At 59.6% G+C, this 24,656-nt stretch carries 26 protein-coding genes and 2 pseudogenes; 16 read left to right on the top strand and 12 right to left on the bottom strand.

Features of this window, described 5'->3' with window-relative positions:
* Window positions 1-50: 50 nt before the first annotated feature.
* Window positions 51-1,244: an NnrS family protein gene (locus DLM46_RS34265; RefSeq protein ID WP_165848122.1), complete on the bottom strand. Its 1,194-nt coding sequence runs from the start codon at window positions 1,242-1,244 to the stop codon at window positions 51-53.
* Between the two features lie 424 nt (window positions 1,245-1,668).
* On the opposite strand from DLM46_RS34265, the gene DLM46_RS34260 reads away from it, so the two are divergent.
* The 10 genes and pseudogenes from DLM46_RS34260 (at window position 1,669) to DLM46_RS39950 (ending at window position 6,711) form a co-directional block, all read left to right on the top strand.
* A complete protein-coding gene (locus DLM46_RS34260) occupies window positions 1,669-1,869 on the top strand; it encodes a heavy-metal-associated domain-containing protein (protein ID WP_028229409.1) in 201 nt (66 codons plus the stop codon).
* Window positions 1,870-1,989: 120 nt separating this feature from the next.
* Window positions 1,990-2,355, top strand: coding sequence for a carboxymuconolactone decarboxylase family protein (locus DLM46_RS34255; protein WP_115108501.1), 366 nt, complete (start codon window positions 1,990-1,992; stop codon window positions 2,353-2,355).
* Window positions 2,339-2,662 carry a hypothetical protein gene (locus tag DLM46_RS40715; protein ID WP_244306481.1) on the top strand — a complete coding sequence of 108 codons (324 nt, stop codon included), beginning with the start codon at window positions 2,339-2,341 and terminating at the stop codon, window positions 2,660-2,662. The genes DLM46_RS34255 and DLM46_RS40715 overlap by 17 nt, the downstream gene beginning before the upstream one ends.
* Before the next feature lie 54 nt (window positions 2,663-2,716).
* Window positions 2,717-2,914, top strand: a complete 198-nt coding sequence (locus DLM46_RS40710) for a hypothetical protein (RefSeq protein ID WP_244306480.1) — start codon at window positions 2,717-2,719, stop codon at window positions 2,912-2,914.
* Between the two features lie 81 nt (window positions 2,915-2,995).
* Window positions 2,996-3,688, top strand: a pseudogene (gene sdhB, locus DLM46_RS34245) (succinate dehydrogenase iron-sulfur subunit).
* Between the two features lie 64 nt (window positions 3,689-3,752).
* On the top strand, window positions 3,753-4,238 hold the full coding sequence (locus DLM46_RS34240; protein ID WP_341868619.1) for a cupin domain-containing protein: 486 nt from the start codon (window positions 3,753-3,755) through the stop codon (window positions 4,236-4,238).
* Entirely contained in the window at window positions 4,235-4,885 is a 651-nt protein-coding gene (locus DLM46_RS34235) for a uracil-DNA glycosylase family protein (RefSeq protein WP_115108496.1), read from the top strand. Before DLM46_RS34240 ends, DLM46_RS34235 begins: the two co-directional genes overlap by 4 nt.
* Before the next feature lie 17 nt (window positions 4,886-4,902).
* Complete coding sequence (locus DLM46_RS34230; protein ID WP_115108494.1) at window positions 4,903-5,289, top strand: DUF488 domain-containing protein; 387 nt, start codon at window positions 4,903-4,905, stop codon at window positions 5,287-5,289.
* A gap of 445 nt (window positions 5,290-5,734) precedes the next feature.
* On the top strand, window positions 5,735-6,442 hold the full coding sequence (locus tag DLM46_RS34225; RefSeq protein WP_115108492.1) for a succinate dehydrogenase iron-sulfur subunit: 708 nt from the start codon (window positions 5,735-5,737) through the stop codon (window positions 6,440-6,442).
* A 32-nt stretch (window positions 6,443-6,474) separates the two neighbouring features.
* Window positions 6,475-6,711, top strand: a complete 237-nt coding sequence (locus tag DLM46_RS39950) for a hypothetical protein (protein WP_244306479.1) — start codon at window positions 6,475-6,477, stop codon at window positions 6,709-6,711.
* Between the two features lie 121 nt (window positions 6,712-6,832).
* On the opposite strand, the gene DLM46_RS34215 is transcribed toward DLM46_RS39950, so the two are convergent.
* Window positions 6,833-7,465 carry a hypothetical protein gene (locus DLM46_RS34215; RefSeq protein ID WP_115108490.1) on the bottom strand — a complete coding sequence of 211 codons (633 nt, stop codon included), beginning with the start codon at window positions 7,463-7,465 and terminating at the stop codon, window positions 6,833-6,835.
* A 171-nt stretch (window positions 7,466-7,636) separates the two neighbouring features.
* On the opposite strand from DLM46_RS34215, the gene DLM46_RS34210 reads away from it, so the two are divergent.
* The 5 genes from DLM46_RS34210 (at window position 7,637) to DLM46_RS34195 (ending at window position 11,637) form a co-directional block, all read left to right on the top strand.
* Window positions 7,637-8,158 carry a MarR family winged helix-turn-helix transcriptional regulator gene (locus tag DLM46_RS34210; RefSeq protein WP_244306478.1) on the top strand — a complete coding sequence of 174 codons (522 nt, stop codon included), beginning with the start codon at window positions 7,637-7,639 and terminating at the stop codon, window positions 8,156-8,158.
* A 232-nt stretch (window positions 8,159-8,390) separates the two neighbouring features.
* A complete protein-coding gene (locus DLM46_RS40705) occupies window positions 8,391-8,837 on the top strand; it encodes an MFS transporter (RefSeq protein WP_244306477.1) in 447 nt (148 codons plus the stop codon).
* On the top strand, window positions 8,834-9,508 hold the full coding sequence (locus DLM46_RS40700; protein WP_244306476.1) for an MFS transporter: 675 nt from the start codon (window positions 8,834-8,836) through the stop codon (window positions 9,506-9,508). The genes DLM46_RS40705 and DLM46_RS40700 overlap by 4 nt, the downstream gene beginning before the upstream one ends.
* A 219-nt stretch (window positions 9,509-9,727) precedes the next feature.
* Window positions 9,728-10,996: a M20 family metallopeptidase gene (locus DLM46_RS34200; protein ID WP_115108487.1), complete on the top strand. Its 1,269-nt coding sequence runs from the start codon at window positions 9,728-9,730 to the stop codon at window positions 10,994-10,996.
* Complete coding sequence (locus tag DLM46_RS34195; RefSeq protein WP_115108484.1) at window positions 10,993-11,637, top strand: trimeric intracellular cation channel family protein; 645 nt, start codon at window positions 10,993-10,995, stop codon at window positions 11,635-11,637. Before DLM46_RS34200 ends, DLM46_RS34195 begins: the two co-directional genes overlap by 4 nt.
* A 555-nt stretch (window positions 11,638-12,192) precedes the next feature.
* On the opposite strand, the gene DLM46_RS34185 is transcribed toward DLM46_RS34195, so the two are convergent.
* Window positions 12,193-12,516: a DUF4148 domain-containing protein gene (locus DLM46_RS34185; RefSeq protein ID WP_115108479.1), complete on the bottom strand. Its 324-nt coding sequence runs from the start codon at window positions 12,514-12,516 to the stop codon at window positions 12,193-12,195.
* 415 nt (window positions 12,517-12,931) lie between these two features.
* On the opposite strand from DLM46_RS34185, the pseudogene DLM46_RS34180 reads away from it, so the two are divergent.
* Window positions 12,932-13,618: pseudogene (locus DLM46_RS34180) on the top strand (ISKra4-like element ISBusp5 family transposase); the annotation flags it as partial.
* A 225-nt stretch (window positions 13,619-13,843) separates the two neighbouring features.
* Here the strand turns inward: DLM46_RS34180 and DLM46_RS34175 are convergent.
* The 9 genes from DLM46_RS34175 to glyA all read right to left on the bottom strand — a co-directional run bounded on the left by DLM46_RS34175 (window position 13,844) and on the right by glyA (window position 24,464).
* Window positions 13,844-15,160, bottom strand: coding sequence for an MFS transporter (locus tag DLM46_RS34175; RefSeq protein ID WP_244306484.1), 1,317 nt, complete (start codon window positions 15,158-15,160; stop codon window positions 13,844-13,846).
* 140 nt (window positions 15,161-15,300) lie between these two features.
* The gene (gene purU, locus DLM46_RS34170; protein WP_115108475.1) at window positions 15,301-16,188 is read right to left on the bottom strand and encodes a formyltetrahydrofolate deformylase; all 888 of its coding nucleotides are present in this window, start codon (window positions 16,186-16,188) and stop codon (window positions 15,301-15,303) included.
* Window positions 16,189-16,211: 23 nt separating this feature from the next.
* Window positions 16,212-16,652, bottom strand: a complete 441-nt coding sequence (locus DLM46_RS34165) for a dihydroneopterin aldolase (RefSeq protein WP_115108473.1) — start codon at window positions 16,650-16,652, stop codon at window positions 16,212-16,214.
* A 43-nt stretch (window positions 16,653-16,695) separates the two neighbouring features.
* The gene (locus DLM46_RS34160; protein WP_244306475.1) at window positions 16,696-17,175 is read right to left on the bottom strand and encodes a sarcosine oxidase subunit gamma; all 480 of its coding nucleotides are present in this window, start codon (window positions 17,173-17,175) and stop codon (window positions 16,696-16,698) included.
* A 97-nt stretch (window positions 17,176-17,272) separates the two neighbouring features.
* Window positions 17,273-20,269, bottom strand: a complete 2,997-nt coding sequence (locus DLM46_RS34155) for a sarcosine oxidase subunit alpha family protein (protein ID WP_115108468.1) — start codon at window positions 20,267-20,269, stop codon at window positions 17,273-17,275.
* On the bottom strand, window positions 20,266-20,547 hold the full coding sequence (locus tag DLM46_RS34150) for a sarcosine oxidase subunit delta (RefSeq protein ID WP_115108466.1): 282 nt from the start codon (window positions 20,545-20,547) through the stop codon (window positions 20,266-20,268). Before DLM46_RS34150 ends, DLM46_RS34155 begins: the two co-directional genes overlap by 4 nt.
* 14 nt (window positions 20,548-20,561) lie before the next feature.
* Entirely contained in the window at window positions 20,562-21,806 is a 1,245-nt protein-coding gene (locus tag DLM46_RS34145; protein ID WP_115108565.1) for a sarcosine oxidase subunit beta family protein, read from the bottom strand.
* A gap of 11 nt (window positions 21,807-21,817) precedes the next feature.
* Window positions 21,818-23,194, bottom strand: a complete 1,377-nt coding sequence (locus tag DLM46_RS34140) for an L-serine ammonia-lyase (RefSeq protein ID WP_115108464.1) — start codon at window positions 23,192-23,194, stop codon at window positions 21,818-21,820.
* 10 nt (window positions 23,195-23,204) lie between these two features.
* Entirely contained in the window at window positions 23,205-24,464 is a 1,260-nt protein-coding gene (glyA, locus tag DLM46_RS34135) for a serine hydroxymethyltransferase (RefSeq protein WP_115108462.1), read from the bottom strand.
* Between the last annotated feature and the right edge of the window lie 192 nt (window positions 24,465-24,656).

The raw sequence follows: 24,656 nt of genomic DNA, 5'->3' as shown, positions 1-24,656 counted from the left end.
CCGCACCCGGAGGCCGCGCACCTGACCAGCCTCAACACGGCGATAACGTATCAGCCCGCTTTGCCATCGATGCGGGCCGCTGTCAGGTAGGGCACGTATTTGACCAGGTAAGCGATGAATGCGGCAAACCAGCATATGCCCGCTATGTCGATCCAGACTGCTGTGGCGCCACTGGCAAACCAGGGGCCGAAGACTCGTGCGACAGCTGCGGCGATCATCAGCCAGTAACTCGCTATCTCGGCTCGTCCCGCCACGAGCGGGCGTCCGGTGTGTCCAAGCGCGGTGCGGGTAATCATCGCGATAATGGCGCACCCGATCGCTCCGACCGTCAGTGCGTGAATCGCGAGCGAATGCGGGACGGCGCCGGCGGCCGCCAGGGCAAGCAACGCAAAACCGATCGGCATCCACGCATAGGCGACATGCAGAATCCAGAGAATCGGCCGGGGCGCCACTCGCCACGAATGCCATCCAGCGATTCTGATCCCATGGACGGTGGCTGCGGCGCAGGCGCATGCCACGATGAACCACGGCGCGGCATCGGTTGCATCCGCGATAAATGTCAGTATGACGGTCGGCACGGCGAGTCTCTCGACCATCTTCCAGCGTGTCATCCGAAATCCGGGAATGGCGTTCGTGGTAAACATCGGCACCACCCGGCCCGCAATTACGGTGACGAACATTACGACCAGTCCGATCGCTGCATACGACGCCCGTATTGCAAGGTCGGGACGCCCCTGCCATGCCCACCAGTGAAAACAGACATTCAGCAAACCAAACATCCCGAGTGCGACCGGCAGGAAAATGTTGTGGCGATTGCGCGCCGTGATCAGCACACGCAAGAGCACAATCGCGACAACCGGAAGGAAGGCGCAATCGACAATAGCTCCGATGCGTTCCGGGCCGGACCAGACCAGTACGCGTCCCGCCACCCACAGAAGCCATAGTCCTGCGAGCGGTGCACCTCGTGGCGTTTCGAGCGTCGTCCAGGCGCGCACGGCGGTGAGCAGAAATCCCACCACGATCGCGCCGACGAAGCCAAAGATCATTTCGTGAGCGTGCCATAGCACACCATTCATGGCAGGCGAAAAGCCTGCCACCGGGTGGCCTCGCAATGTGATGAGCCAGAGCGCGATGGCAACGGCGCCAAAAAGCGCGCCCCCCAGATAAAACGGCCGGAAGCCCAGGCGCAGAACGGGAAGACCCAAATCGGCTGTTGGTCGCGGTTCCGTGACCGGTTCTGTAATCCTCAACATAGTCTCCAGAATATGCGCCTCTGAGGAATAGCAACCTGCCTTCGCGAGTGGCAGACAGCACCGAAGTTAAATCGTGCACGCTGTGTCAGCCTCCCGATCCATCGTAGTATGAAAAGTCATAAATGGCATGGTCGAATTGACGCAGATCAATGACTCAGTTAGCGCGCCCGCGCAATCCGGTTTGCAACGAAATCCATCCGAAATCCAGGTGTATTCCCCAATGGATCACGTTATGATATACAACATCTAGCAACAGATCATTGGAAGTCCGCGAGCGCCGGAGACGTTTCCGTGGCACTCGCATTCGTTGGGTACGGGTGTTCTCGGTCGGAAGGCTGGGAACCATGTTGCTGACCGCTACCGGGCATAACGGTGGTCACGCAGCGTCTGATTTCACCGATTGACGGAGCAGGACATGATGTTCAGAGTCGGGCAGATGAAGGGTGACAACGATGCGGCAGTCCTGACCCGGGCCATGCGCACGGTCGAACCGGATGCAAAGGTCGACGTTGATGTCGATGCGAGGACCGTAAAAGTTGACTCATGGCTGTTTGCCGAAGAGTTTCTGGTTGCGTTCGCTGACGCCGGATACGACGTTAAGTTAGTCGAACGCTAATGGTGCGTCGAGGCCAGTCACTTGTGGTCGGGTTCCGCGATCCGGTGACGGTTCGTCATCGGCTGCGCCTGCCCGCATGCGACGCGGACGTTTCCTCGAACGGTTTTTGGGAGCTGAATCATGGACAAATCTCTCTATCCTGCATCGGGCGCGGCCATCGCGAGAAGACGCAAGGACCTCGCGCCCCAACCGCTGGCCGCCTTCAAGGCGTTCAGCGAAAGCGTGTTCGCCGACGGCGCACTGCCGGCCAGAACAAAACAACTGATCGCCGTGGCGGTCGCGCACGTCACGCAATGCCCCTACTGCATACGCGGCCACACCGCAGCGGCCATGAAAAGTGGCGCGACTGGACAGGAGATCATGGAGGCAATCTGGGTCGCGGCCGAAATGCGAGCGGGTGCCGCGTATGCCCATTCGGCGCTGGCGCTCGACACGATCGCAGCGCAACAGGATCCCGGGGAGACACCCGATGCTCACGCTCATTGACCGGCTACTGGCAGAGCACGTCACGCTGAAAAGACTGGTGCGGCTCCTTGGCGGGGAGATGTCATTGCGTGCCGCCCCGTGCGCACCGGACATCGCGCTTCTCGTAGACGCGCTTTGCTACCTGACGCGCTTTCCAGACGTCAGCCATCACATGCTCGAGGACCGCATCGTCGAACGCCTGTTGGCGAAGCAGGCGTTGCCGGCGAGCATCGGCCATGAAGTCGAGGCTCAGCATGCGGCACTGTTCAGGCAGGGCCGCGAACTCCTGCAAGATCTCGAGGCAGCGGTGCGTGAGGAAAACATGTAACAGGAGTTCGTCGCGACCCATATTCGCGAGTACGCGCAACTGCTGCAGCGCAATATGGACGTCGAGGAGGCGATTCTGTTTCCGACGGCTGTGCGGCACCTCAACGGGGACGATTTTCGCGCGATTGCGTTACTCGACGTCTACGGTCAGCCAGACCCTCTGCTCCAGACGCCGGTGGATGAGCGGTTCGCGCAATTGCATCGCGTGATTGCAAACGAGGCGGGCTGTGGCTGCGGCGGAGACGATCTCTGAACGGCGTAGCCGAACCATGTTAGCTGACCGTGTGCTGCACCGTCGGCCAGCGGGCAGAACCATGAACTGGAGCTTTCCGTGATCGCCGAACGTGTCATCAAAATTTGTCGCTACGATCCGGACAAGGATGTCTTGCCCTATATGCAGCGCTTCGAGGTCGACATCGATCAGAACGATCGCATGGTGCCGGACGTGCTGGTCAGGCTGAAATCGGTCGATGAGTCGATTTCCCTGCGGCGCTCGTGCCGCGAAGGCACCCGAGGATCCAGAGCCATCAACATCAATGGCGCCAAGCGGCCCGCGTGCCAGACCAGCATGAAAGAGTTGCCGTCGCGAATCATTCTTCGGCTGCTACCGGGCTTGCCCGTGATCCGGGACCTGATCGTCGACATGATGTCGCTCTTCCAGCGTTATCCTTCCGTGATGCTGTATCTGATCAACGATACCCCGCCGTCGCCGGGGCGCGAGCGCCCGCAGAGCCCGGAGGAGCGCGCTCAGTTGGATGGCCTGTGCGAATGCTGTTCGTCGGCGTGTCCGTAATTCTGGTGGAATCCTGACAAGTATGTCGGTCCCGCCGGGCTGCTGCAGACGTACCGGGTCATCGTCGACACCCGCGACATGGCCACCAGCGCCCGGCTCGATAATCTGGAAGACCCGTACCGCGTGTTTCGTCGCCGCACTATTCTGAACTGTACGGATTTCTGCCCGAAAAACCTCCATCCGGCTTATGCAATCGGGCAGATCAGATCAATGCTTGCGCGCCGCGTGGGATGACCGCGGAGGAACGCTGGCACGCGAAGAAGCTAAAATATTTGCCGTTATCGAGGGGCGCTGTTCCATGGAACAATCCAGCGGCGATGCCCGGGAAGCAGCAACGAAACTGAAAACGGGCTGGCTGGAGACCTGCATTGATGTAGACGGAATCTGCGTCCGTATAAGGAGAAGCTGCATGGCTATATCGCATCTTTCGTCTGGAGGAGTCGCGAGTGTGCTGCCGCTGGCCGCGCTGCTTGAACAGACGCCGACCACGGCGTTGTTCAAGGAAAAGCACCTCGAGGTGATGAGGATCGTTCTGCCGGCCGGTAAGCGGATGCCTGCGCACGCGGTAGACGGACCGATCACGGTGCAGTGTCTCGAAGGTGAAGTAGACATTGGTATCGGCGATGCACATCGACGCCTTCATGTCGGTGACCTCATTTATCTGGCGGGCGGAGCCCGGCATGAGCTTGCCGCCATGAGGAATTCGTCGCTGCTTGTAACCGTCGTTCTTCTGGATCCGCGAGACGTGCCGGGAATCGCTGCAGGCGAGGCGGAATTGCCATGACAACGATCTGGAAGTCAGCTGCCGGCACAGTGAATAAGCGCCCATACCCCTCTCTCGATGTACTTTTGAGTGAGGTGCGTGCTTGTCGCGTGTGCGCAGAGCATCTGCCACTTGGCCCTCGCCCAGTCCTGCGCGCGAGAGCCGACGCGCGGATTCTGATTGTTGGGCAGGCACCCGGCGCCCGCGTGCACGCTTCCGGCATTCCGTGGAATGACGCAAGCGGCGATCGACTGCGGAAATGGCTTGGAATTGATGTTCCCTCGTTTTACGACGAGTCGCGGTTTGCAATCATCCCGATGGGGTTTTGTTATCCTGGGCGGGGCAACGGTGGCGATAAGCCGCCGCGCCGCGAATGTGCGCAGATCTGGCTGGACAGCCTTCTGGAGAAGCTGGAGAACGTCCAGCTGACGCTGTTGATCGGCCAGTATGCGCAACGCCATTTTCTCGCTGGCCGCCGCAAGCGGTCCCTGACCGAAACAGTTGGCGCGTGGGCAGAATATGGGCCGGCCGTGATGCCATTGCCTCATCCGTCACCACGCAACCAGCCCTGGCTTCAACGGCATCCGTGGTTCGAAAGGGACTTGCTTCCGGTGTTGCGCGCAAGAGTTGAAGCGATCCTGGCGCACGAAGCGGAGCCGGCAAGATAACCCGGAGGGAGCACGATATGTCGCGGGCGAGTCGCAGGAAATTGCAGATATTCATCAGACGAGCATACGAGGATCCGACACCGGAGGATGGCTATCGTGTCCTCGTAGACCGGGTTTGGCCTCGAGGTCGCAGCAAGGCAGTGCTTGCCCTCGATCAATGGGCGTTCGACCTCGCACCCAGTACAGCATTGCGCAAATGGTTCGGCCACGATCCGAAGCGATGGGAAGCATTCGAGCAGCGCTACCGAAGTGAGCTTGCTTCTGGGGAGCAGCAGGATCGGATGCGACGCCTTTTGAGCGATTCAGGTGGCCGTTCGATCTCACTCATCTACGGCGCAAAGGACGAGAACCATAACCAGGCCGTTGTCTTGCGAGATGTCCTTTCGTGCCTGTCTGAAGAATGAAACCTGTGACTGCTTTGATCCGATTGCCCTTGCATGGCTACCCGGACTGCGAGCAGTGTCATTTCTACCGGTCATACCAGCAATTGATGGCATCACTACCAGATAAATTCGCTGACAATATCACAGTGTGATATACAGTGATAGATAGCGCATGGCAGCTACCTTTATCTGGGTAGCGGTCAAACCGGAGCCCGCAGCGAGGCGGACGATTTCGATCACAGTACGGAGCGCTTCGATACAGCGCCTTTTTCCAGCGGTAGCCGACACGCTGTGTGGGCTGACGATTGCAGCAACTGAATTACGATGCATGCGATGATTTTTGCGAGGTGTTCGCTCCACGGCTGATAGCCGTCCAAGCATGCTATGGCGAGTAGCTGATCGACGCAAAAGCAACGTCGGACAACTGTCCGGTGTTGAGCAGCCTGCCACCCGATTGGAGAGACGTATGAGTGGAGCAAAAACATTCGAGATCTACCGATACGATCCAGACAAGGATGTCACGCCTCATTCGCAGGTCTTTAAGATAGAAAGGACGGTGAATGACCGGATGCTACTGGATGTACTAATTCGCCTCAAAGCGCAGGACGAGACGCTCAGCTTCCGGCGTTCCTGTCGCGAGGGGGTATGCGGCTCTGACGCTATGAACATCAATGGCAAGAACGGTCTCGCCTGCACGACCAATCTCAACGATCTACCCAGCCACACGGTGTTGCGACCGTTACCCGGTTTACCAGTCGTACGCGATCTGATCGTCGATATGACTGCATTTTTCAAGCAGTACCATTCGATCACGCCGTACCTGATCAACGATACCCCGCCCCCCGAGCGAGAGCGGCTCCAGTCACCGGAGGAACGTGATCAACTCGACGGCCTCTATGAATGCATCCTGTGCGCATGTTGCTCGAGCGCGTGTCCTTCGTATTGGTGGAACCCGGATAAATACGTCGGCCCAGCGGGCTTGCTACAGGCTTATCGCTTTCTGGTTGATTCCCGCGACGAAGGAACTGCCGCACGGCTGGATAATCTCGATGACCCGTATCGTCTGTTCCGATGTCGCACGATCCTGAACTGCACGGACGTTTGCCCCAAAGGACTGAATCCGGCAAAAGCAATTGGGGAGATCCGCACCATGCTTGCACGCAGAATTATCTGACTGATGCATTGTGATCACACAGGAAGGCTGGGGTGGCAATTCAACGTGCATCACGAGATGAACCAATCGAAGAACGTTCACGTATCGAGTTTCTGATCGCGCGTGACGGATTGCCGGCAACTGTCGAATGGGTTCACACCACGGTGAAGATCTATCGAAGCGCAGTGCTTTCAAATCGACATTTCGCGCATTCCGAACCCTATCGATCTCGCTTTATTGTCGCGTATCTTGAGTTCGAGCAATGGTTGCGATCAGCTTCCACACCCTGATGAGCGCATTGGCAGGGACCTTAATGCCGTCGAAGTGCGAACCACGGCGAACACGTTTCAGCATGCCGAGCCAAGCGCTGTCGGTGGACTCATCTTCCCTGAGAGGTGAATGATCAACGATTCAATATCTCCGTTGCCGAATACCGAGATCATCACCCGGCGCCGACTTCTCGCACTCACACAACGTGCTGCCTTTGAGGCTTTCTGCTCTCACATCGACCGCCGATAGATTCACGCAAGTCCAATTTACATAAGCCGCTGCGCAATCGTCGATCTCGTGTCGAGCGATGATCGGGAATATCGGTTCTGTTGCAATAGCGGAGGCTGGTATGCTGCGGGGCCTTACAGAATGACGTAAGCGAGAATGACAGCGCAGAGTCCGGCGGTAGGCAAAGAAGCGCTCGATGGTCCGGAAGCGCTCCCCGAAGATGGCCGGATCGAAGCGCCGCTTGCGGCCCCGCTTTGGTGTTTTACGTCCGCGCAGGTTTTCGGGAATGTTGGGAATCATGTCCCGTTTGAAAATCGCCTTGCGGTTGGCCCGGCAGTCGTAGACGCCGTCCAGGCTGACCGTTGAGTCTTGCAGGTCCATGCCGATGGCGCAGGCCATGCGGTTCAGTCTGGGCAGCGCCTCACGCAGCAGCGGCGATTCGTTGCGGTTGCCCGGGGCAGAAACGAATGGCGCGATCACGTTGCAGCGGCGATCGCAGAAGGCGGGTGCATTCTCGCTCTTCCGCAGCAGAGGATTCTGTTGCACTGTCGGATAGACGGATCGCGGCCTTTCATAATTATAGTTGCCGACGACAACTATTGAATTTTGAGACGAGTGCTATACTTCGGATATCACTGCCGACACCCGTATTCATCGAGTATCGGTGCCTAGTTTCTCCTGGAGACAGAATGGTTGCGGTAAGTCATGAGATCTTCTATGAACACGGCATTCCGATCGGGTATGTCGCCAGCCAGCAAGAATATTCGAATTTTGGAAAATCCGATGTTTGACCAATTTCTCACATTCAAGCTAGACCTGATCAAGTCGGAGATGATCAATCAGGCCAACATCGCGTACAAGTCTGTATGCGGCCTTGACGTGCGTTTGCTTCGGGTGCTGCGTTTGATTTGCGATGAACCTGGTATCACGGCAACCGCTGTTAAGGGCCAGACTCTGATTGAGAAGACCTTGCTCTCGAAACTTCTGGCGGAACTGATTGAGCGCAAGCTCATACGGAGGACCATCCATCCGGGAGACGCCCGTCAGTTTGAGCTTTGGCCCACGGTGGCAGGCAAGCGTGTGAGGAAAGATAGCAACGAGTTAGGCTTGAAATTGGAAGAGGAAATGCTGTCGGCTCTCTCTTCACGGGAGCGCGAAGAACTCAACCGTATTGCGGATAAGCTCGTCGAAGCATTTCGACGCTCTGCAGCTACCGAAAGCGCGAAATATTCTGGCTGAACGATCGATGCGTCGTTCCTGAAAGTCCCGTTTTAGTGGATCGGAAGCGGTGCCCGCGACCGGTCAAGACTCCCGATTTATACGTGGCCGACGGTCTTTCAATCTGGGTGGGAGGCTGCGGTGAGACTGCACTGTTGTGTTCGGCGAAACGGCAGCCCGGATCAATCGATCCGGGTCTTCAGTTTTGTTAATTGCCGTGCCACCCACGGCCCGGCAGATAATGGGGATTAGCATGCAAGAAACAAGCACCGCCACGCCGCATCAAGGTACCGACAAGCTAATTTTCGGTATTGTTCTCGCGGTCGTCACGTTCTGGCTGTTCGCTCAGACTACCCTTAACGTCGCACCGACCATGAAATCGGATCTCGGCGTCACAACCAACATCAGCAATATCGCAGTCAGCATCACTGCGCTGTTCTCAGGGATTTTCATCGTCGTCGCAGGCGGACTCGCAGACTCGCTAGGACGCGTGCGGCTGACCGTTGCCGGCCTGGCGTTAAACGCTATTGGCTCGCTATTGATCGCTGCGTCGCCCACCGGCACTGCCGTGTGGTTGATTACGGGGCGCATCGTCCAGGGCCTGTCGGCCGCGTGCATTATGCCCGCCACACTGGCTTTAATGAAGGCGTACTACGACGGCGCGGCCCGCCAGCGCGCATTGAGTTTCTGGTCCTGTTGAGCAACAGGACTTACTCGGGCGCGACACTGTCCAATTTCCTGCTTAACGGCGCGGCGGGCACGCTGCTGGTGGCATTGTCCGTGGTCCAGCAAGGCGCAGGGCTCTCATCGCTGCAGGCCGGACTGATGACCACCGGCTATCTGGTTGCCATCCTGGCCACCATCCGTGTCGGGGAAAAGCTGCTACAGCTTTGGGGGCCGCGCAAGCCGATGTTGCTGGGCTGCGCGATCACGGGGTTAGGCATCCTGCTGACCACCTTCACCTTCCTGCTCGCGAAGCAATATATCGTCGTGGCTTTCGTCGGCTTTACCCTGTTCGGCATCGGCCTCGGTTTCTATGCCACGCCGTCTACCGATGCGGCTCTGTCCAACGTCACCAACGATAAGGCAGGATCGGCCTCCGGCATCTACAAGATGGCTTCGTCCCTGGGGGCGGCCTTTGGCGTGGCCATCTCGGCGGCGATATTTACCGCACTGGGCCACAGGGAGGGCCTCTCGCCAATGGCTGACATCGCCCTTGGGCGAACCGACAATCTCGCCATCCGCTATGCGGCCGCCATCGCACTCCTGTTCAACGTGCTGATGGTCGTGGTGGCAATGATCACCATCATGTGGACGATAGCTAAAGGGAAGCCGAAAGCGTCCGGTGCTCGAGCAGCCTCAACTCGATAGGTAGTCCTCGAAGCGATTCCATTGCTACAAACTGAACGACGGGTGAGACCGCCCGTCCAGATTGTCGCCCGGAAACGGCAGGGGTAGACTGAATCATCACAGTTGCACGTATCTACCGGCAACAGGCACCCGGCGCATTCCGGTTTTGACGCGACGCATTGCGTCACCGCCACAGAAAGCCTGTGGAAATGTAGGCTTTTAAATCATTGAAGGTGTCATATGAATCCGTTCATGACTGCGTTGACCGTTCGCGCTGACCAACTGCTTCCCGAACTGGAAGCGATTTACAAGGATTTTCATCAAAACCCCGAATTGTCAATGCAGGAGGTGCGCACCGCGCGCATTGCGGCCGACTATCTGGCTGCGCAGGGATTCGAGGTAACCCGGTCGGTCGGCGTGACAGGCGTGGTGGGCGTGCTACGGAACGGTGAAGGCCCAACGGTCATGCTGCGCGCGGATATGGATGCCCTTCCTGTGCTGGAGGCGACCGGGCTTCCCTATGCGAGCACCCTCACCGCGAGGGATGAAGATGGCGTCGAGGTGGGTGTTGCGCATTCCTGCGGGCACGATCTGCATGTAACGTGGCTGATGGGTGCGGCACGCCTGCTGGCCGAGAACCGGGAATCGTGGAAAGGAACCGTGCTCGCGGTGTTTCAACCCGGCGAGGAAGTGGGTCGAGGCGCACAAAGCATGATGGACGACGGCATGGCAGACCGGTTTCCAAAGCCGGACATCATTCTTGGGCAGCATGTGATGGTCGGAGAGGCAGGCACGGTAGGATACCGTAGCGGCACGATCCTCTCGGCAGGCGACAGTCTCAAGGTACAACTGTTCGGCCGCGGATCGCACGGCTCACAACCGCAAACATCAATCGACCCGGTGATCATGGCCGCATCCACGACGATGCGCCTTCAGACGATCGTTTCGCGTGAAATCGCGCCGAGCGACAGCGCCGTACTCACGATTGGCGCGCTGCAGGCCGGCACGAAAGAAAACATCATTCCCGATGACGCCACGCTCAAGCTGAATGTGCGCACCTATGATGAGGACGTGCGAGAGTACATGCTGTCCGCGATCCGGCGTATCTGCTGCGCCGAATGCGTTGCCTCCAATGCGCCGCGCGAACCGGAATTCACGACGCTCAGCAGTTATCCGTTGACCGAGAACGACGCGAAAGCGACCGCACGTGTCGCGCAGGCGTTCGAAGCACAGTTCGGCGAACGCGCCACCGAAACCCGTCCGGCCGCCGCCAGCGAGGATTTCAGCGTATTTGGCCGACGCTGGAACGTCCCTTACGTTTTCTGGATTGTTGGTGGCACCGATCCGCAGGTGTATGCGAAAGCAAAGGCAGAAAAGCAGATTAACCTGCTGCCCAGCAACCATTCTCCAAAATACGCACCGACCCTGGATCCGACGTTGAAAACGGGCCTGCTGGCTATGCTGTGCGCTGCGTCTGCGTGGCTTTGCGAAGGGACAGCATCTACGTGAGCGGACACGAGTTGTTTCTGCTGCTCGATCTGGTCGGTACATTCGTATTCGCCATCAGCGGCGCCGTGGCAGCGAAGCAGCGCAATCTTGACCTGTTTGGGGTTATTGCGATTGCGTTCGTTGTGGCGTGCGGCGGCGGTATCGTGCGCGATGTGTGCATCGGCGCGGTACCGCCGGCGGGCTTGTCAAACTGGCGATATCTGGCAGCTTCCATCGTCGCCGCCTTGATTACGATCGCCGCCTACCCGAAGGTCAGGCGGCTGCGGCACCCGGTGCTGTTCTTCGATGCCATCGGCCTCGGGCTGTTTGCGGTTTCTGGCGCTCAAAAGGCGCTTGCTTACGGCCACAACAGCGAAGTCGCGATATTGCTCGGTGTTGTCACTGCAGTAGGCGGTGGCACCTTGCGCGATGTGCTGCTCACACGGGTACCGGTCGTTCTGCAAAGGGAGATTTACGCGTCGGCTGCACTATTGGGCGCGGCAATGCAGGTCGTATGCGAGCAACTCGGCCTGTCACAGCCGTGGACGCCCTGGGCTGCAACGTTCGTGTGCGTGGGCTTGCGCCTCATGTCTCTCCGCTTTCACTGGCATCTCCCCACGTTCGCTAACCGCAATGCCGAAAAGACCCCGTCCGGACAATGACGAAGGTTGCTGGGTGGGAGTTGTGCCGAACCGTTCCGTTCGCCGGCATTGTGATGCGTGAACGTCTCTGGTTTGACGCCAGTCATGCTGGCGCAGCTTTTTCACTGTCCCACGCTGGTACCACAGGGGCTAGGGAAGCACGGATTACCGTGCTGATCTGTCGCGGTTCGCACAGCAGCCCTTCGTGTGCGTGTGTCTTGCAGCCACTGACTTGCTGCGTGGCTTTTTTGACCTGTAGCGTGCGATGCCTCCCGATCAGGCGGCAACGTTACCATTGAAACGGTTGCCGGTCGCACCGCTCCGTCAGACGCGAGCGTGCGCATGCCGCGCGCTGAACCACATCGATGAACGGGAGAAAAAGCGCCCAGACCGAGAAGGCCTGAGCGAAATCATCGAGAGCCCGATGATGGAGGTTCTATACCAAATTGGCTCGCTCGCGGGTTTGATCGCGATAGCGAGCCAGATCTTTAAGTGGAGGCGCGCAAACATGTTGCGCGCTCAGAGGGCGATGCTCAGCGACCGGATAGGGACGCCAGCGGCTCGCCTGCGTGACAGTTATTGACCGCCAAAGTAAACCGATTGCGGGCCCTTCGCTTCTGCTTCGGTCTTGTAGGCATGGGCACCTGAAGCCGACGAGCCGCTCACCACGCCACCGACGGCGCTTGCCGAACCGTTTTGCGCAGTCACCTTTGCTTGGGCCGCCTGAATGTCAGCCGGGTAATAGGGACTGGCGAGGCCCGGCTTATAGCCAGCATTTTCGAGCTGGACCAGTTCAGCGCGCACCTGCGCGCGGGTCACGGGCTGGTTTGATTGAGCGAAAACGGCAACGGGCGCGGCAAGGGCTGCGGCCACAACAACAGCTTGAATAAGGGACTTCATGGTTACTACCTCCAGAATTTTATTTGGTCTGCTGCGAGCAACTTGTTCGTAGTCAGTGATTAAATTCTAGATATCTCATAGCCGTTGAGTAATCGCCTTGTTCGCGAAATATTGCTACTTTAAATGATATAAACACGTGACCGATTCGCTCGTGTGGCGAAATCACGCCTTCGCCTGCCGGTCGGGGTATTCGTCCTTTTCGTGCTAAATCTGGCGCTTTCACGGCGCCGTGGGGCGAGCGCAGGATGGAAGGTGGCCAGCAAATCCGCACCATGCGCCTGCGGTTCGCGTCCACGCTTTGTCTCAGCACGCGGCTTCGGCGACGACAAGCGCGTTTCCTAGGTTCAACTGCGTGATCTCCCTCTGCTTGACGATGGCTTCAGTATCGATGTTTATCGTCACTCCTTTGTAGACACGCTGTTGGAGGAAGCCGTTAAAAAGGCTGGGAGAGGGACGCACGAAAGGGTATCGTCCCCCTGTCCTGACTGATGGAGCTCGAGACCTGGCCGGCGTCGCTAATGATCTCCCATACGATAACGAGTGGATTCTCGATTGGGCACACGTCGGGCGGATGTTGCGACGCGTTGAGCAGGCTATCGCGCCTCTGGCATATGGGCGACTCACGGACAGTGGATCAGCGTTTGAACTGTGGGATCTGTTTGTCCGCTTCCGCCATTACGTTTGGGTCGGAGACGCAGTGGCTTGGCAGCAGCTCGCAGCAAAGCTCACTCGCCTGCTTGATCTGCGTGAGAACCGAGATCCGGCGGTGGGCAACTAAGTCAAGAAAGCGAGCTACAGCCTCACAAATGTGGTCGCTTATCTCACGAGCAACTTTGAGTCGCTGATCGACTATCGCACATGGCAACGTGTAGGACGGCGAATCTCCACCGGCTTCGTCGAATCGTCGATCAACCGAATAGTTGGCCGTCGAATGTGCAAGAGCCAGCATATGCGCTGGAGTCGCGTGGGGGCACACAGTGTCGTGCAATTGCGCGTCGCGCTGTTGAACCAAGAATTCCACGAACTCGCACGCCGGCAGTTTCCGTGGATTGGACAGCGACGTGTTACGTGGCCCTGGCAGAAAACATCCCGGGGTTTTTAACGGCTTCCATCAACACATGCAAGTCAATATCACCTCGTGCGGATAGTGCGAGCGTCAAAACACCCTGGACGGCGTCGGGTTAGGCGTCTTCAACAGACCTCTCATAAACGGTTTCCCCCCGAATTTTATCGCCCTACTCCTGCGACACGAACAGACCCGCTCGCTTCGATCCCCTCGAACAGGACCGATCGAGACAAGCGGAGCCTGACTTCAGTCCGATGGCATTCACTCGGCGAGTGGCCCGCGCGATGTCTCCCGACTGGCGAGCATGGCTATCAGAGCGACGCCTGCCGCGCCGACCATATACCACGCCGGGGCCAGCTTGCTGCCGGTCGCATGGATCAACCAGGTCGCAACGAACGGCGCCGTGCCGCCAAACAGCGCATTCGCCGCATTGAAGCTGAACGCGAAGCCGCTGTAGCGCACGCGCGTCGGAAAAATCTCTGACAGGAAGCAGGGCAGCGTGCCGTCGTTCATCGTCAGCAGCGCGCCAAACGCGATCTGAATCAGCACGATCGTCATGAAGCTAGCACCGGTGAGCCCCTTGAAAAGCGGTACTGTCAACAGGGCGAACAGGACCGAAGCACCGATCAGCATCGTCTTGCGACCGACGCGGTCCGACAGCGCCCCCATGATGAAGATGAAGCCGATATAGGCGGCAAGAGAAATGGTGGCCGCAATAAAGGATTGCGTTTCGCCCATGCCCATCTCGGTCGACAGGTATGTCGGCATATAGCTCAGCACCAGATAGAACGCCACCGCGTTCAGGCACGTGACCCCAAACGCGATCAACATCTTGCCGCGATGTACCGTCAGCAATTCCGTGACCGGCGCGCGTGCGACATGATGGGACATCTCAAGCGCCTTGAACTTCGGCGTATCTTCGAGGCGCACCCGGATATAGCGGCCAATCAACCCGAACGGCGCAGCGAGCAGGAATGGCAGCCGCCACCCGAACGACTGGATCTGCTCGGTGGTGAGCACGGCATGCAGCACCGCGACGAAGATCGAACCAAACAGTAGACCCGCTGCCGTGCTGGCCGGGACAATGCTGGTATAGAAACCCCGCTTGCCCTCCGGCGCATATTCGGCGAGGAATGCCGATGCCCCTGCATACTCACCGGAGGCCGAGAACCCCTGGATCAGTCGAACCAGCAGCAAAAAAAACGGTGCCATGACGCCAACCTGTGCATAGGTTGGCAGGAAAGCAATCACGAAGGTCGAAGCCGACATGATCAGAATCGACAGCGACAACGCTGTCCGGCGCCCGATCTTGTCGCCGAAGTGCCCCCAGACGATACCTCCGATGGGCCGAACGATGAACGAGATCGCAAATACGGCGTAAGCGGCGAGCAGTCCCGTCGCAGCGCTAGTCTTGGGGAAAAAGACAACCGCAATGATGGTCGCGAGATAGCCATAGGACGCGTAATCGAACCACTCGACGAAATTGCCGATGAAACTGGCCATCGCAGCGCGCTTAAGCAGACGCCCGTCTGGCACCGGGGCGGCCTGACGATTGCTCGAAGCGTACGGGGATGGCATGCCGACCGGTGAGATGACGCCAGCTGTCGCCTGCCGGCCTGAATCCGCTTTTCTGTTGCTCATTTGTTGTCTCCAAACATGAATCATAAGATTGCTGCCTTTTCGGCTGCGACTCTTGAGTTCGCTTCACCGGTGTGTTACTACTGAAGTACAACGGTTCGGTTACCGTTGGTAAAGATTCGATGCTCGATAAAAAGCTTGACGGCGCGCGCCAGCGCGAGGCACTCCATATCACGTCCGGTCGCGAGCAGCCGGTCGGGGCCGTACGCGTGGGTGACGCGTTCCACGACCTGTTCGATGATCGGCCCTTCGTCGAGATCGTCCGTGACGAAATGCGCTGTCGCACCGATCAGCTTCACCCCGCGTGCATGCGCCTGGTGATAAGGCTTCGCGCCCTTGAATCCGGGCAGGAACGAGTGATGAATGTTGATTGCGCGCCCCGCGAGGGATGCGCTCAGCGCGGTGGATAACACCTGCATGTAACGTGCGAGGACGACAAGTTCAGCACCGGTCCGCTCTATCAGGGTCAGTATCTGCGCCTCCTGTTGCGGCCTAGTGTCGGCCGTCAGCGGTAGATGGTGGAACGCGATGCCGTTCGCAGCCGCAACCGGTTCGAGATCCGGATGATTCGAAGCCACCCCGACGATATCCATCTTCAGTTCGTCCATGCGCCAGCGGAAAAGCAGGTCGGTGAGGCAATGGTCGAGCTTCGACACCATGATCAGTACCTTGAGTTTCACTGACATGTCGTGGATCGTCCACGCCATGTCGAACCGGTTGGCGACACTCGCAAATTCCTCAAGCAACGACGCAACGTCCAGCCGCTGTGTCGATGCCGCATGAAAAATGCATCGCACGAAGAAACGGGCAGTGAATTCATCGTCGAATACATCGAATTCGTCGATATAGCATCCGCGATCGTCGAGAAATCGCACCAGCGCAGCGACCTGCCCCGGTGCGCTGGGACAGGTGACGGTCAGCGCGAACTGCGGCGCCCGATCCGTCTGCTTCGTAGTGGTTTCAGTCATGGGGACTCCGTATGTGGCATGTGTCAGGCGTGCGTCGCTTCGGCGAGGTGTGCGGCAGCCACGCGAGCACGCCGGCGCAGAAAGTCGTGACGACTCCAGCGCAGGCGCACGCCCACCTGCGCCGCCGACCGCACCGCGTGTGGCTTGTAGAGCGTCAGCACGGCGTCTTCGAGCATCGCAAAGCGGTCAAACGCCAACGCCAGCAGATCGGCGGCGAGTTGTTCGACCAGGTCCGTATGTGTCTGCGCATCGAGGTAAGCGCACAGCATCTGGCAGAACGCGTCGTAGTCGAGGCACTCATCGATCTCCTCCGGTAGCGCCTGACTTCGACAATGCAGTACCGCATCAATCACCACCGGCTGGGCTACGCGTTCATGATTGTGGATCCCGATTCGCGTCTGTCCCCGCAACTGGTCGATCACGATATCCCATTCGACCGTTGGTCCTGCTTCGGAATGTTTCATCGAACGATCTCTTTTCTATGACGTGGACCAGCCGGCGAGCGTGCTATGCAAGATACGGCTGTGCCGCATCGAGCAGCATCAGGCAGCAGTATTCGGCAAAGCTGCGCCGCACGATGATCTGGAACCGGTCACCCCCGTCACGGCACAGCGTGATGCCTGCCTTGAAGAAGTGCGAACTGGCGCATTGCCCGTCTGCGAACATGCGTCGATGCAAATCGAGCGGGCAGCCGCTTGCCAGCACCTCTCGCACGTGGGTACCCGAGATGTCGATTACGGTGTAACCGCTACTGACGTCGACGACCGCGTAGTGTTGTCCGTCAAGCGCTTCGCGCAAGGCGCATTCGAGTTCAGCCGCCATATCCTGGGTAGACTGGATCAGCCACTCGTCCGGCCCCATCCACCACACTGCCCGTTCACCTGCCGTCACGCGACCACCGGATTGCTTCGGCAAAGGGACGCCCAGCACGCGCTGCACGGCTACATCAAACGCGGTACCGTTGCCGCGCAATGTGAGAAGTGTCACGAACGGCCGCTCGGTGAACCGAAAGCGCTTAGTTAAGCCACCCGATCCAGCGGCAATCCGAGCTTCGATGCCGACCAGCGGTGACTCCTGAACCAGATCATTCAACATGCTGACGTACCCCTTCAGGATCGTAAAAAACAGGACTGCACACCTCGGCCTCGACACAGCGTGTGCCGGACATCGACACAAAGACGCGTTGCCCCATCCTGTCGAGACCGCCTTTGACGACCGCCAGCGCAATCGACCGCTTCATAATCGGACTTATATAGCTCGACGTTACATGGCCGAGCATTGGCGTGATGCCCTGTGTCGCAGGTGTGGTTACGATCTGCGCGCCTTCGGTCAGCGTGACGCGGGGGTCCACCGGGGTAAGCCCAACGAGCTGCTTGCGTCCCGCCCTCTGTGTATCCGAGCGCGACAGCGAGCGCTTGCCGAGGCAGTCCTTCTTCGCGACCATCCCGCCCATGCCGAGATCAAACGGCGTGACCGATCCGTCCGTGTCCTGGCCGACGATGATGTAGCCCTTCTCTGCACGCAGAATGTGCATGGTTTCGGTGCCATAAGGCGTGATGTCGAACTCCCGTCCCGCGCTCATCAGCGCTTCCCACACACCACGCCCGAAGTTCGCGGGCACGTTGACTTCGTACGCCAGCTCGCCCGAGAAGCTGATGCGCATCACGCGTGAAGCCACGCCGGATACCGTCCCGTTGCGATACGTCATGAACGGGAATGCCGCGTTTGCGAAGTCGATGTCCTTGCAGACCTTCTGCAACACCTTACGGCTGTTGGGCCCGACCACCGCGAAAGTCGCCCAGTGATCTGTCACGGAGCTCAGGTGCACGTTCAGATGCGGCCATTCCGTCTGCAGCCAGCGCTCCATCCAGTTCAGCACACGCGCGGCGCCACCCGTGGTCGTGGTCATCATGTAGTGCTGTTCGCCGAGGCGCACCGTCACACCATCATCGAAGACCATGCCGTTCTCGTCGAGCATTAGTCCATAGCGGCACTTACCGACTTCCAGCTTGCTCCATGGGTTCGTGTACAGCCAGTTGAGCAGCGTCGCTGCATCCGGGCCCTGAATGTCGATCTTGCCGAGCGTCGACGCATCCAGAATGCCGACGCTGTTGCGTACCGCCAGGCATTCGCGCGCTACCGCCGCGTGCAGGTCCTCGCCGTTTTTCGTGTAATACCACGGCCGCTTCCAGTTGCCGACGTCTTCGAATTGGGCACCATGCGCTTCGTGCCATGGATGGATGCAGGTCTTGCGAACCGGATCGAGGAAATCCCCGAGTTCGCGCCCGGCAATGGTGCCGAACGTCACCGGCGTGTAGTTCGGCCGGAACGTTGTGGTACCCGTCTCGGGGATCGTCTTGCCCAGTGCCTGGGCCAGGATCGCCATCCCGTTGATGTTGCCAAGCTTGCCCTGATCGGTGCCGAAACCCATCGCCGTGTAGCGTTTGACGTGCTCGACGGAGTGATAGCCCTCGCGTGCCGCGAGCAGGATGTCGGCAGCCGACACATCGTTCTGGAAGTCGACAAACCGCTTGGGGCCGCGCGATGCGTCATCGATGTTCGCAACCAGCCACAGCGGCAGCAGCGGTTGTTCATTCGAGACCCTGGCCTGCCACTGCTGCACGGCAGGATCCGGCAAGCCCGCGAACTGGGCAGCCCGTCGACCAGCCTTGACGCCATCATCGAGCGCCTCCGGCAGCTGGAGCACACCTCGCGCGGCACCGATGCTGCATTCTTCCTGGACCCCCGCGCCCGGAATGAAGCACGCCTTGTCGTCGTTCCAGAGTGCCTTGCCGCCCGATTGGGCAAAAAGGTGCAACACGGGATTCCAGCCGCCCGACATGCCCACCAGGTCACAGCCGAGAGTCGCAATGCGTTGACCCACGCGTCCCTGTGCATAGCGGGCAACGGTGACGTTGCGCACGCGTTCCTTGCCGCCTGCGTCGATCACGACGGCGTTGTTGACGATGGCGATCCCGATGCGCGCTGCCTGTTCCGGCAGTGCGCCTGCGCTAGCGCCGCGAGGATCGACAACCGTCACGTCTGCCCCGTGTATCTTGAGGTCGAGTGCGGCGCGATATCCGTCGTCATTATTCGTGAGAATCACTGCACGCCGACCTGGCAAAACGCCGTAACGGTTAATGTACGTCGAGATCGCCGACGCCAGCATGATGCCGGGCAGGTCGTTGTTGCCGAATACCAGCGGCCGTTCATGGGCACCGGTCGCGAGGATCACCTGCTTCGCGCGGACCTTCCACAACCGCTCGCGCGTGCCGCTGCGCGTTGAAACGGGCAAATGGTCGGTCAGACGTTGTGCGACTGTGACGAGGTTATGATCCTGATAGCCAAACGCAGTACTACGGCTCAGGACGATCACGTCCGGCATAGCCGAAAGCTCGGCCTCGATCGCGCGAACCCAGTCCGGGGCTGGCTTGCCGTCGATCTTCTCGGTGCCCGATAGCAGGCTTCCGCCCAGTTCCGGTTGATCGTCAACCAAAATGACCCGCGCGCCACTCGCGCCCGCCGTTCGCGCCGCAGCCAGTCCCGCTGGACCCGCACCGACGATCAGCACGTCACAATGCGCAAAGCGCTTGTCGTAGCGGCTCGGATCGTTCACCTCCGGCGACTTGCCCAGACCCGCGGCGTGGCGAATGCGTTCCTCGTACTTCGGCCAGAAGCTGCGCGGCCACATAAACGTCTTGTAGTAGAAGCCAGCCGGCATGAAGCGGGCAAACTTCTGGTTGATCGCCATGCGATCGTGCTCGAGACTCGGCTCGGCGTTGACGCTTGTCGCGTCGAGCCCCTGGTATAGCTCGACCTCCGTTGCACGCGCGTTCGGAATGGTATACGCGCCGCGCTCGAGTTGTACCAGCGCATTCGGCTCCTCGACGCCCGCGGTCACGATGCCACGCGGCCGATGATACTTGAAGCTGCGGGCGACGAAATGCACGTCGTTGGCAAGCAGCGCAGACGCCAGCGTGTCGCCCTGGAAGCCCTGGTACGTGCGGCCGTTAAACGTAAACGTCAGCGGGAACGCGCGATTGATGCGGCCGCCCGATGGCAAACGGTTCTGCTGGGTCATGCTGATTCTCCTTCTTTCGAACCACCGATCTTGCTGACCGACCTGAACGCGTACGTCACGGTATCGCGCTCGGCGTTGAACCAGCGCCGGCATCCCTGCGCATGGTTCCACTGTTCACGGTGCATACCCCGCGTGTTCTTGCGCATGAACAGGTACTCGCCCCATTCCCTGTCGGTAAGCTTCTCGGTGTCGAGCGGTCGCACGATCTCGGCTTCGCCGCCGTACGAGAATTCGGATTCGGCGCGCGGCCCGCACCAGGGGCATTGAATGAGCAACATTGACCTCTCCCTGGTTAGTGCGCGACGGCTGCCGCGCCGTGTTCGTCGATCAGGTGGCCGGTGTAGAACCGGTCCAGCGAGAAAGGAGCGTTCAGCGGATGCGGCGCATCGTTGGCGATGGTGTGCGCGAAGGCCCACCCGGAACCCGGCGTGGCCTTGAAGCCACCCGTGCCCCAGCCGCAGTTGATATACAACCCTTTTACGTCCGTCTTGCTGACGATCGGGCATGCATCCGGCGACACATCGACGATCCCGCCCCACTGCCGGTTCATCCGCACGCGCGAGAACACCGGAAACATTTCGACGATGGCCTGCAGCGTGCCTTCGATGGTGTGGAAGCTGCCGCGCTGTCCATATCCGGTGTATTGATCGACACCGGCCCCGATCACCAGATCGCCCTTGTCGGACTGACTGATGTACGCGTGCACCGCGTTGGACATGATCACCGTATTGACGATCGGCTTGATCGGCTCCGAGACGAGCGCCTGCAGCGGATGGCTTTCAAGCGGCAGGCGGATCCCCGCCATCTCCGCGAGCACGCTGCTGTTACCTGCTGCGACCACCGCGACCTTCTTCGCCTTGATGAAGCCTTTGACGGTATCGACGCCGACCACTGCGCCATTGGCACGGCGAATGCCGGTCACGCCACAGTTCTGCACAATGTCGACACCGTGCTGGTCGGCACCGCGCGCATAGCCCCATGCGACCGCATCGTGCCGGGCTACACCGGCGCGGCGCTGGAATGAGGCGCCCAGCACCGGATAGCGACTGTGCAGGTTGATCACGGGCACGATCTCCTTGATCTGCTCGGGCGTGAGGAATTCAGCATCGACGCCGTTCAGCCGGTTCGCATTCACGCGCCGTTCGGTGTCGCGTACGTCCTGCAACGTGTGCGCAAGGTTCATCACACCTCGCTGGCTGAACATCACGTTATAGTTGATGTCCTGCGAAAGGCCTTCCCACAGTTGCAGAGCCTTTTCGTACAGGGCGGCCGACTCGTCCCACAGATAGTTCGAGCGCACGATCGTCGTGTTGCGCGCGGTATTGCCGCCACCAATCCAGCCCTTTTCAAGGACCGCAATGTTTCGCACACCGAGTTCCTTCGCGAGGTAGTACGCCGTCGCGAGACCGTGACCCCCGCCTCCGATGATCACCACGTCGTACTCCTTCTTCGGCTCGGGGCTCTTCCACGCGCGTTCCCAGTTCTCGTGATACGACAACCCGTTGCGCAACAAACTGAATATCGAATACCGGTTCATCATCTGTCTCCTCAGCACTCGATCACGTTGACCGCGAGGCCCCCGCGCGAGGTTTCCTTGTACTTGGTCTTCATATCGGCGCCTGTCTCACGCATCGTCTTGATGACCTTATCCAGCGACACGTAGTGCTTGCCGTTGCCGCGCAGTGCCATGCGCGCGGCGTTCACAGCCTTGACTGCGCCCATCGCGTTACGCTCGATGCACGGAATCTGAACAAGGCCGCCAACGGGATCGCAGGTCATGCCCAGGTTGTGTTCCATGCCAATTTCGGCGGCGTTTTCGACATGTTCTGGCGAGCCGCCCATCACGGCTGCAAGCGCCGCGGCGGCCATTGAACACGCCACACCGACTTCCCCCTGGCAACCGACTTCCGCGCCGGAGATCGATGCGTTTTCCTTGTAGAGCAGGCCGATGGCGGCGGCCGTCAGCAGGAAGGTCACGACGCCGTCGTCACTCGAACCTGAAACGAACTTCATGTAGTACTGCAGTACCGCCGGGATGATCCCCGCGGCGCCGTTGGTCGGCGCGGTGACGATGCGCCCGCCAGCGGCGTTCTCCTCGTTCACCGCCATTGCGTACAGGTTGATCCAGTCGATCATCGACAGCGGATCGCGCAGACTTTCTTCCGACTGGGCTTTCAGCTGTTGAAACAGTTCGGCCGCTCGGCGTCTAACCTTCATCGGCCCCGGCAACCGTCCTTCTATCGAGCAGCCGCGCGAGATCGCGGCCGACATCACGTCCCGAATCTTGAGCAACCCTTGACGCACCGCTTCGGGAGTGCGCCAGGTTGCTTCGTTGGCGAGCATCAACCCCGCGATCGACAGGCCGCTTTCGCCGCACATACGCAACAGGTCGACGCCCGTCCTGAACGGATAAGGAACCTGCGTGGCACCTTCATGACCGTTGAGCCGTTCCCCTGCATCGTCAACAACAAAGCCGCCCCCAACTGAGTAATAGGCCTGCTCGTCGACGACCTTGCCATTTGCGTCGAACGCGGTGAAGCGCATCCCATTGGAGTGGAATGGCAGCACCTCTCGGCGCAGGAACACCATCTGCGTCTTCTCGTCGAAGGCAATTTGCTGGACTCCAGCGACTTCGATCGACTTCGTCGAGCGAATATGAGCCAACCGGGTCTCCACGTAGTCGGGATCGATCGCATCGGGGAGATTCCCCTCGAGCCCAAGTAGCACAGCCTTGTCGGTGCCGTGTCCCTTGCCGGTGGCGCCGAGTGAGCCGTACAGGTCCGCCCGTATCGCGCTCACGTCGCCCAGCTTTCCGGCGTCGCGCATGCGGGTCGCGAACCGGCAAGCCGCTATCATCGGCCCGACGGTGTGAGAGCTTGAGGGCCCAATGCCGATCTTGAAGAGATCGAAGGTGCTGACGTTCATGGCTTTTCCGTTAAAGTCCAACGTATACCGGCAGGCGCGCACACAATTTCGCCACCTGTTTGCGGACGCGCTCCTCGACCTGGGTATCGCCGAGGTTGTCCAGCACGTCGCAGATGAGCGCGGCGGTCAGCACGGCATCAGGCTCCCTGAATCCGCGTGTCGTGATGGCAGGTGTGCCGATGCGGATCCCGCTCGTCACGAACGGTGACTGCGGATCGTTTGGCACTGCATTCTTGTTCACCGTGATGTGCGATCGACCCAATGCCGCGTCCGCGTCCTTGCCGGTGATCCCCTTTGCAACCAGGTCGACAAGAAACAGATGATCGTCCGTGCCGCCGGACACCACGTCGTAGCCGCGCTCGACGAACACCGAAACCATGGCGCGCGCATTCGCCAGCGTCTGTTTCTGGTACTCGACAAAGTCAGAGCCGAGCGCTTCCCTGAACGCGACTGCCTTCGCCGCAATGATGTGCATCAGCGGGCCGCCCTGGGTGCCTGGAAAGACCATCGCATTCAGCTTCTTTTCGATCTCGGCGTTCGCTCTGGCCAGAATCAGACCGCCGCGCGGACCGCGCAGCGTTTTGTGGGTGGTGGTCGTGACGATGTCAGCAAAGGGCACAGGGTTCGGATAGAGGCCTGCCGCGACGAGTCCGGCAACGTGTGCCATGTCGACGAACAGATAAGCGCCCACGCAGTCTGCGATCGCACGAAAACGGGCGAAATCGAGCACGCGCGAATAGGCCGAGAAACCCGCCACAATCATTTTTGGCTGGTGTTCGACGGCCAGGCGCTCGACTTCGTCGTAATCGATCAGGCCGGTTCGCGTATCAACGCCATACTGAACCGCGTTATAGAGCTTGCCGGAGAACGAGACCTTTGCACCGTGGGTCAGGTGTCCACCGTGCGCGAGGCTCATACCGAGAATCGTGTCGCCAGGCGTCAGCAAAGCCAGGTAGACTGCGGCGTTCGCCTGAGAACCGCTATGCGGCTGGACGTTCGCAAACTCGCCACCGAAGAGCTCTTTCGCACGCGCAATCGCCAGCGACTCCACCACGTCGACATGTTCGCAGCCACCGTAGTAGCGCCTTCCAGGATAACCTTCGGCGTATTTGTTAGTAAGCACGGAGCCCTGTGCCTCAAGGACGCGCGGGCTGGTGTAGTTTTCCGATGCGATAAGCTCGATGTGATCTTCCTGACGCTGGCGCTCAAGGCGCATCGCGTCGGACAGTTCAGGATCGAACCCGGCAATGGTCTGTTCCTTTGAAAACATTGAAACGTCTCCTGCAACATCCTGGGGAGCCTGCGGCCGTAGCCGCAGGGTGATTCGAATCAGACCGTGTCAGGCCTTGATGATGTTGTGCTCCGGCCCGTACCTGAATCCGGTGATGTTGGTGGCGTCTTTCTCGCCGACCACGAGGATGTCGTGCTCGCGATAACCACCCGCACCGGGCAGGCCTTGCGG

The sequence above is a fragment of the Paraburkholderia lacunae genome, assembly GCF_003353175.1.
GTDB classification, from domain to species: Bacteria; Pseudomonadota; Gammaproteobacteria; order Burkholderiales; family Burkholderiaceae; genus Paraburkholderia; species Paraburkholderia lacunae.
The sequence above is the reverse complement of the archived record's forward strand: the minus strand, read 5'-3'. Positions and strand labels throughout refer to the sequence as shown.

Excerpts from the sequence above, each read along its gene's own strand:
- DLM46_RS34260 (WP_028229409.1), top strand. The coding sequence starts at position 1,669 with ATGATGTTCAGAGTCGGGCAGATGAAGGGTGACAACGATGCGGCAGTC.
- DLM46_RS34255 (WP_115108501.1), top strand. The coding sequence starts at position 1,990 with ATGGACAAATCTCTCTATCCTGCATCGGGCGCGGCCATCGCGAGAAGA.
- DLM46_RS40715 (WP_244306481.1), top strand. The coding sequence starts at position 2,339 with ATGCTCACGCTCATTGACCGGCTACTGGCAGAGCACGTCACGCTGAAA.
- DLM46_RS40710 (WP_244306480.1), top strand. The coding sequence starts at position 2,717 with ATGGACGTCGAGGAGGCGATTCTGTTTCCGACGGCTGTGCGGCACCTC.
- DLM46_RS34240 (WP_341868619.1), top strand. The coding sequence starts at position 3,753 with ATGGAACAATCCAGCGGCGATGCCCGGGAAGCAGCAACGAAACTGAAA.
- DLM46_RS34235 (WP_115108496.1), top strand. The coding sequence starts at position 4,235 with ATGACAACGATCTGGAAGTCAGCTGCCGGCACAGTGAATAAGCGCCCA.
- DLM46_RS34230 (WP_115108494.1), top strand. The coding sequence starts at position 4,903 with ATGTCGCGGGCGAGTCGCAGGAAATTGCAGATATTCATCAGACGAGCA.
- DLM46_RS34225 (WP_115108492.1), top strand. The coding sequence starts at position 5,735 with ATGAGTGGAGCAAAAACATTCGAGATCTACCGATACGATCCAGACAAG.
- DLM46_RS34210 (WP_244306478.1), top strand. The coding sequence starts at position 7,637 with ATGAACACGGCATTCCGATCGGGTATGTCGCCAGCCAGCAAGAATATT.
- DLM46_RS40705 (WP_244306477.1), top strand. The coding sequence starts at position 8,391 with ATGCAAGAAACAAGCACCGCCACGCCGCATCAAGGTACCGACAAGCTA.
- DLM46_RS34200 (WP_115108487.1), top strand. The coding sequence starts at position 9,728 with ATGAATCCGTTCATGACTGCGTTGACCGTTCGCGCTGACCAACTGCTT.
- DLM46_RS34185 (WP_115108479.1), bottom strand. The coding sequence starts at position 12,516 with ATGAAGTCCCTTATTCAAGCTGTTGTTGTGGCCGCAGCCCTTGCCGCG.
- DLM46_RS34175 (WP_244306484.1), bottom strand. The coding sequence starts at position 15,160 with ATGCCATCCCCGTACGCTTCGAGCAATCGTCAGGCCGCCCCGGTGCCA.
- purU (WP_115108475.1), bottom strand. The coding sequence starts at position 16,188 with ATGACTGAAACCACTACGAAGCAGACGGATCGGGCGCCGCAGTTCGCG.
- DLM46_RS34165 (WP_115108473.1), bottom strand. The coding sequence starts at position 16,652 with ATGAAACATTCCGAAGCAGGACCAACGGTCGAATGGGATATCGTGATC.
- DLM46_RS34155 (WP_115108468.1), bottom strand. The coding sequence starts at position 20,269 with ATGACCCAGCAGAACCGTTTGCCATCGGGCGGCCGCATCAATCGCGCG.
- DLM46_RS34150 (WP_115108466.1), bottom strand. The coding sequence starts at position 20,547 with ATGTTGCTCATTCAATGCCCCTGGTGCGGGCCGCGCGCCGAATCCGAA.
- DLM46_RS34145 (WP_115108565.1), bottom strand. The coding sequence starts at position 21,806 with ATGAACCGGTATTCGATATTCAGTTTGTTGCGCAACGGGTTGTCGTAT.
- DLM46_RS34140 (WP_115108464.1), bottom strand. The coding sequence starts at position 23,194 with ATGAACGTCAGCACCTTCGATCTCTTCAAGATCGGCATTGGGCCCTCA.
- glyA (WP_115108462.1), bottom strand. The coding sequence starts at position 24,464 with ATGTTTTCAAAGGAACAGACCATTGCCGGGTTCGATCCTGAACTGTCC.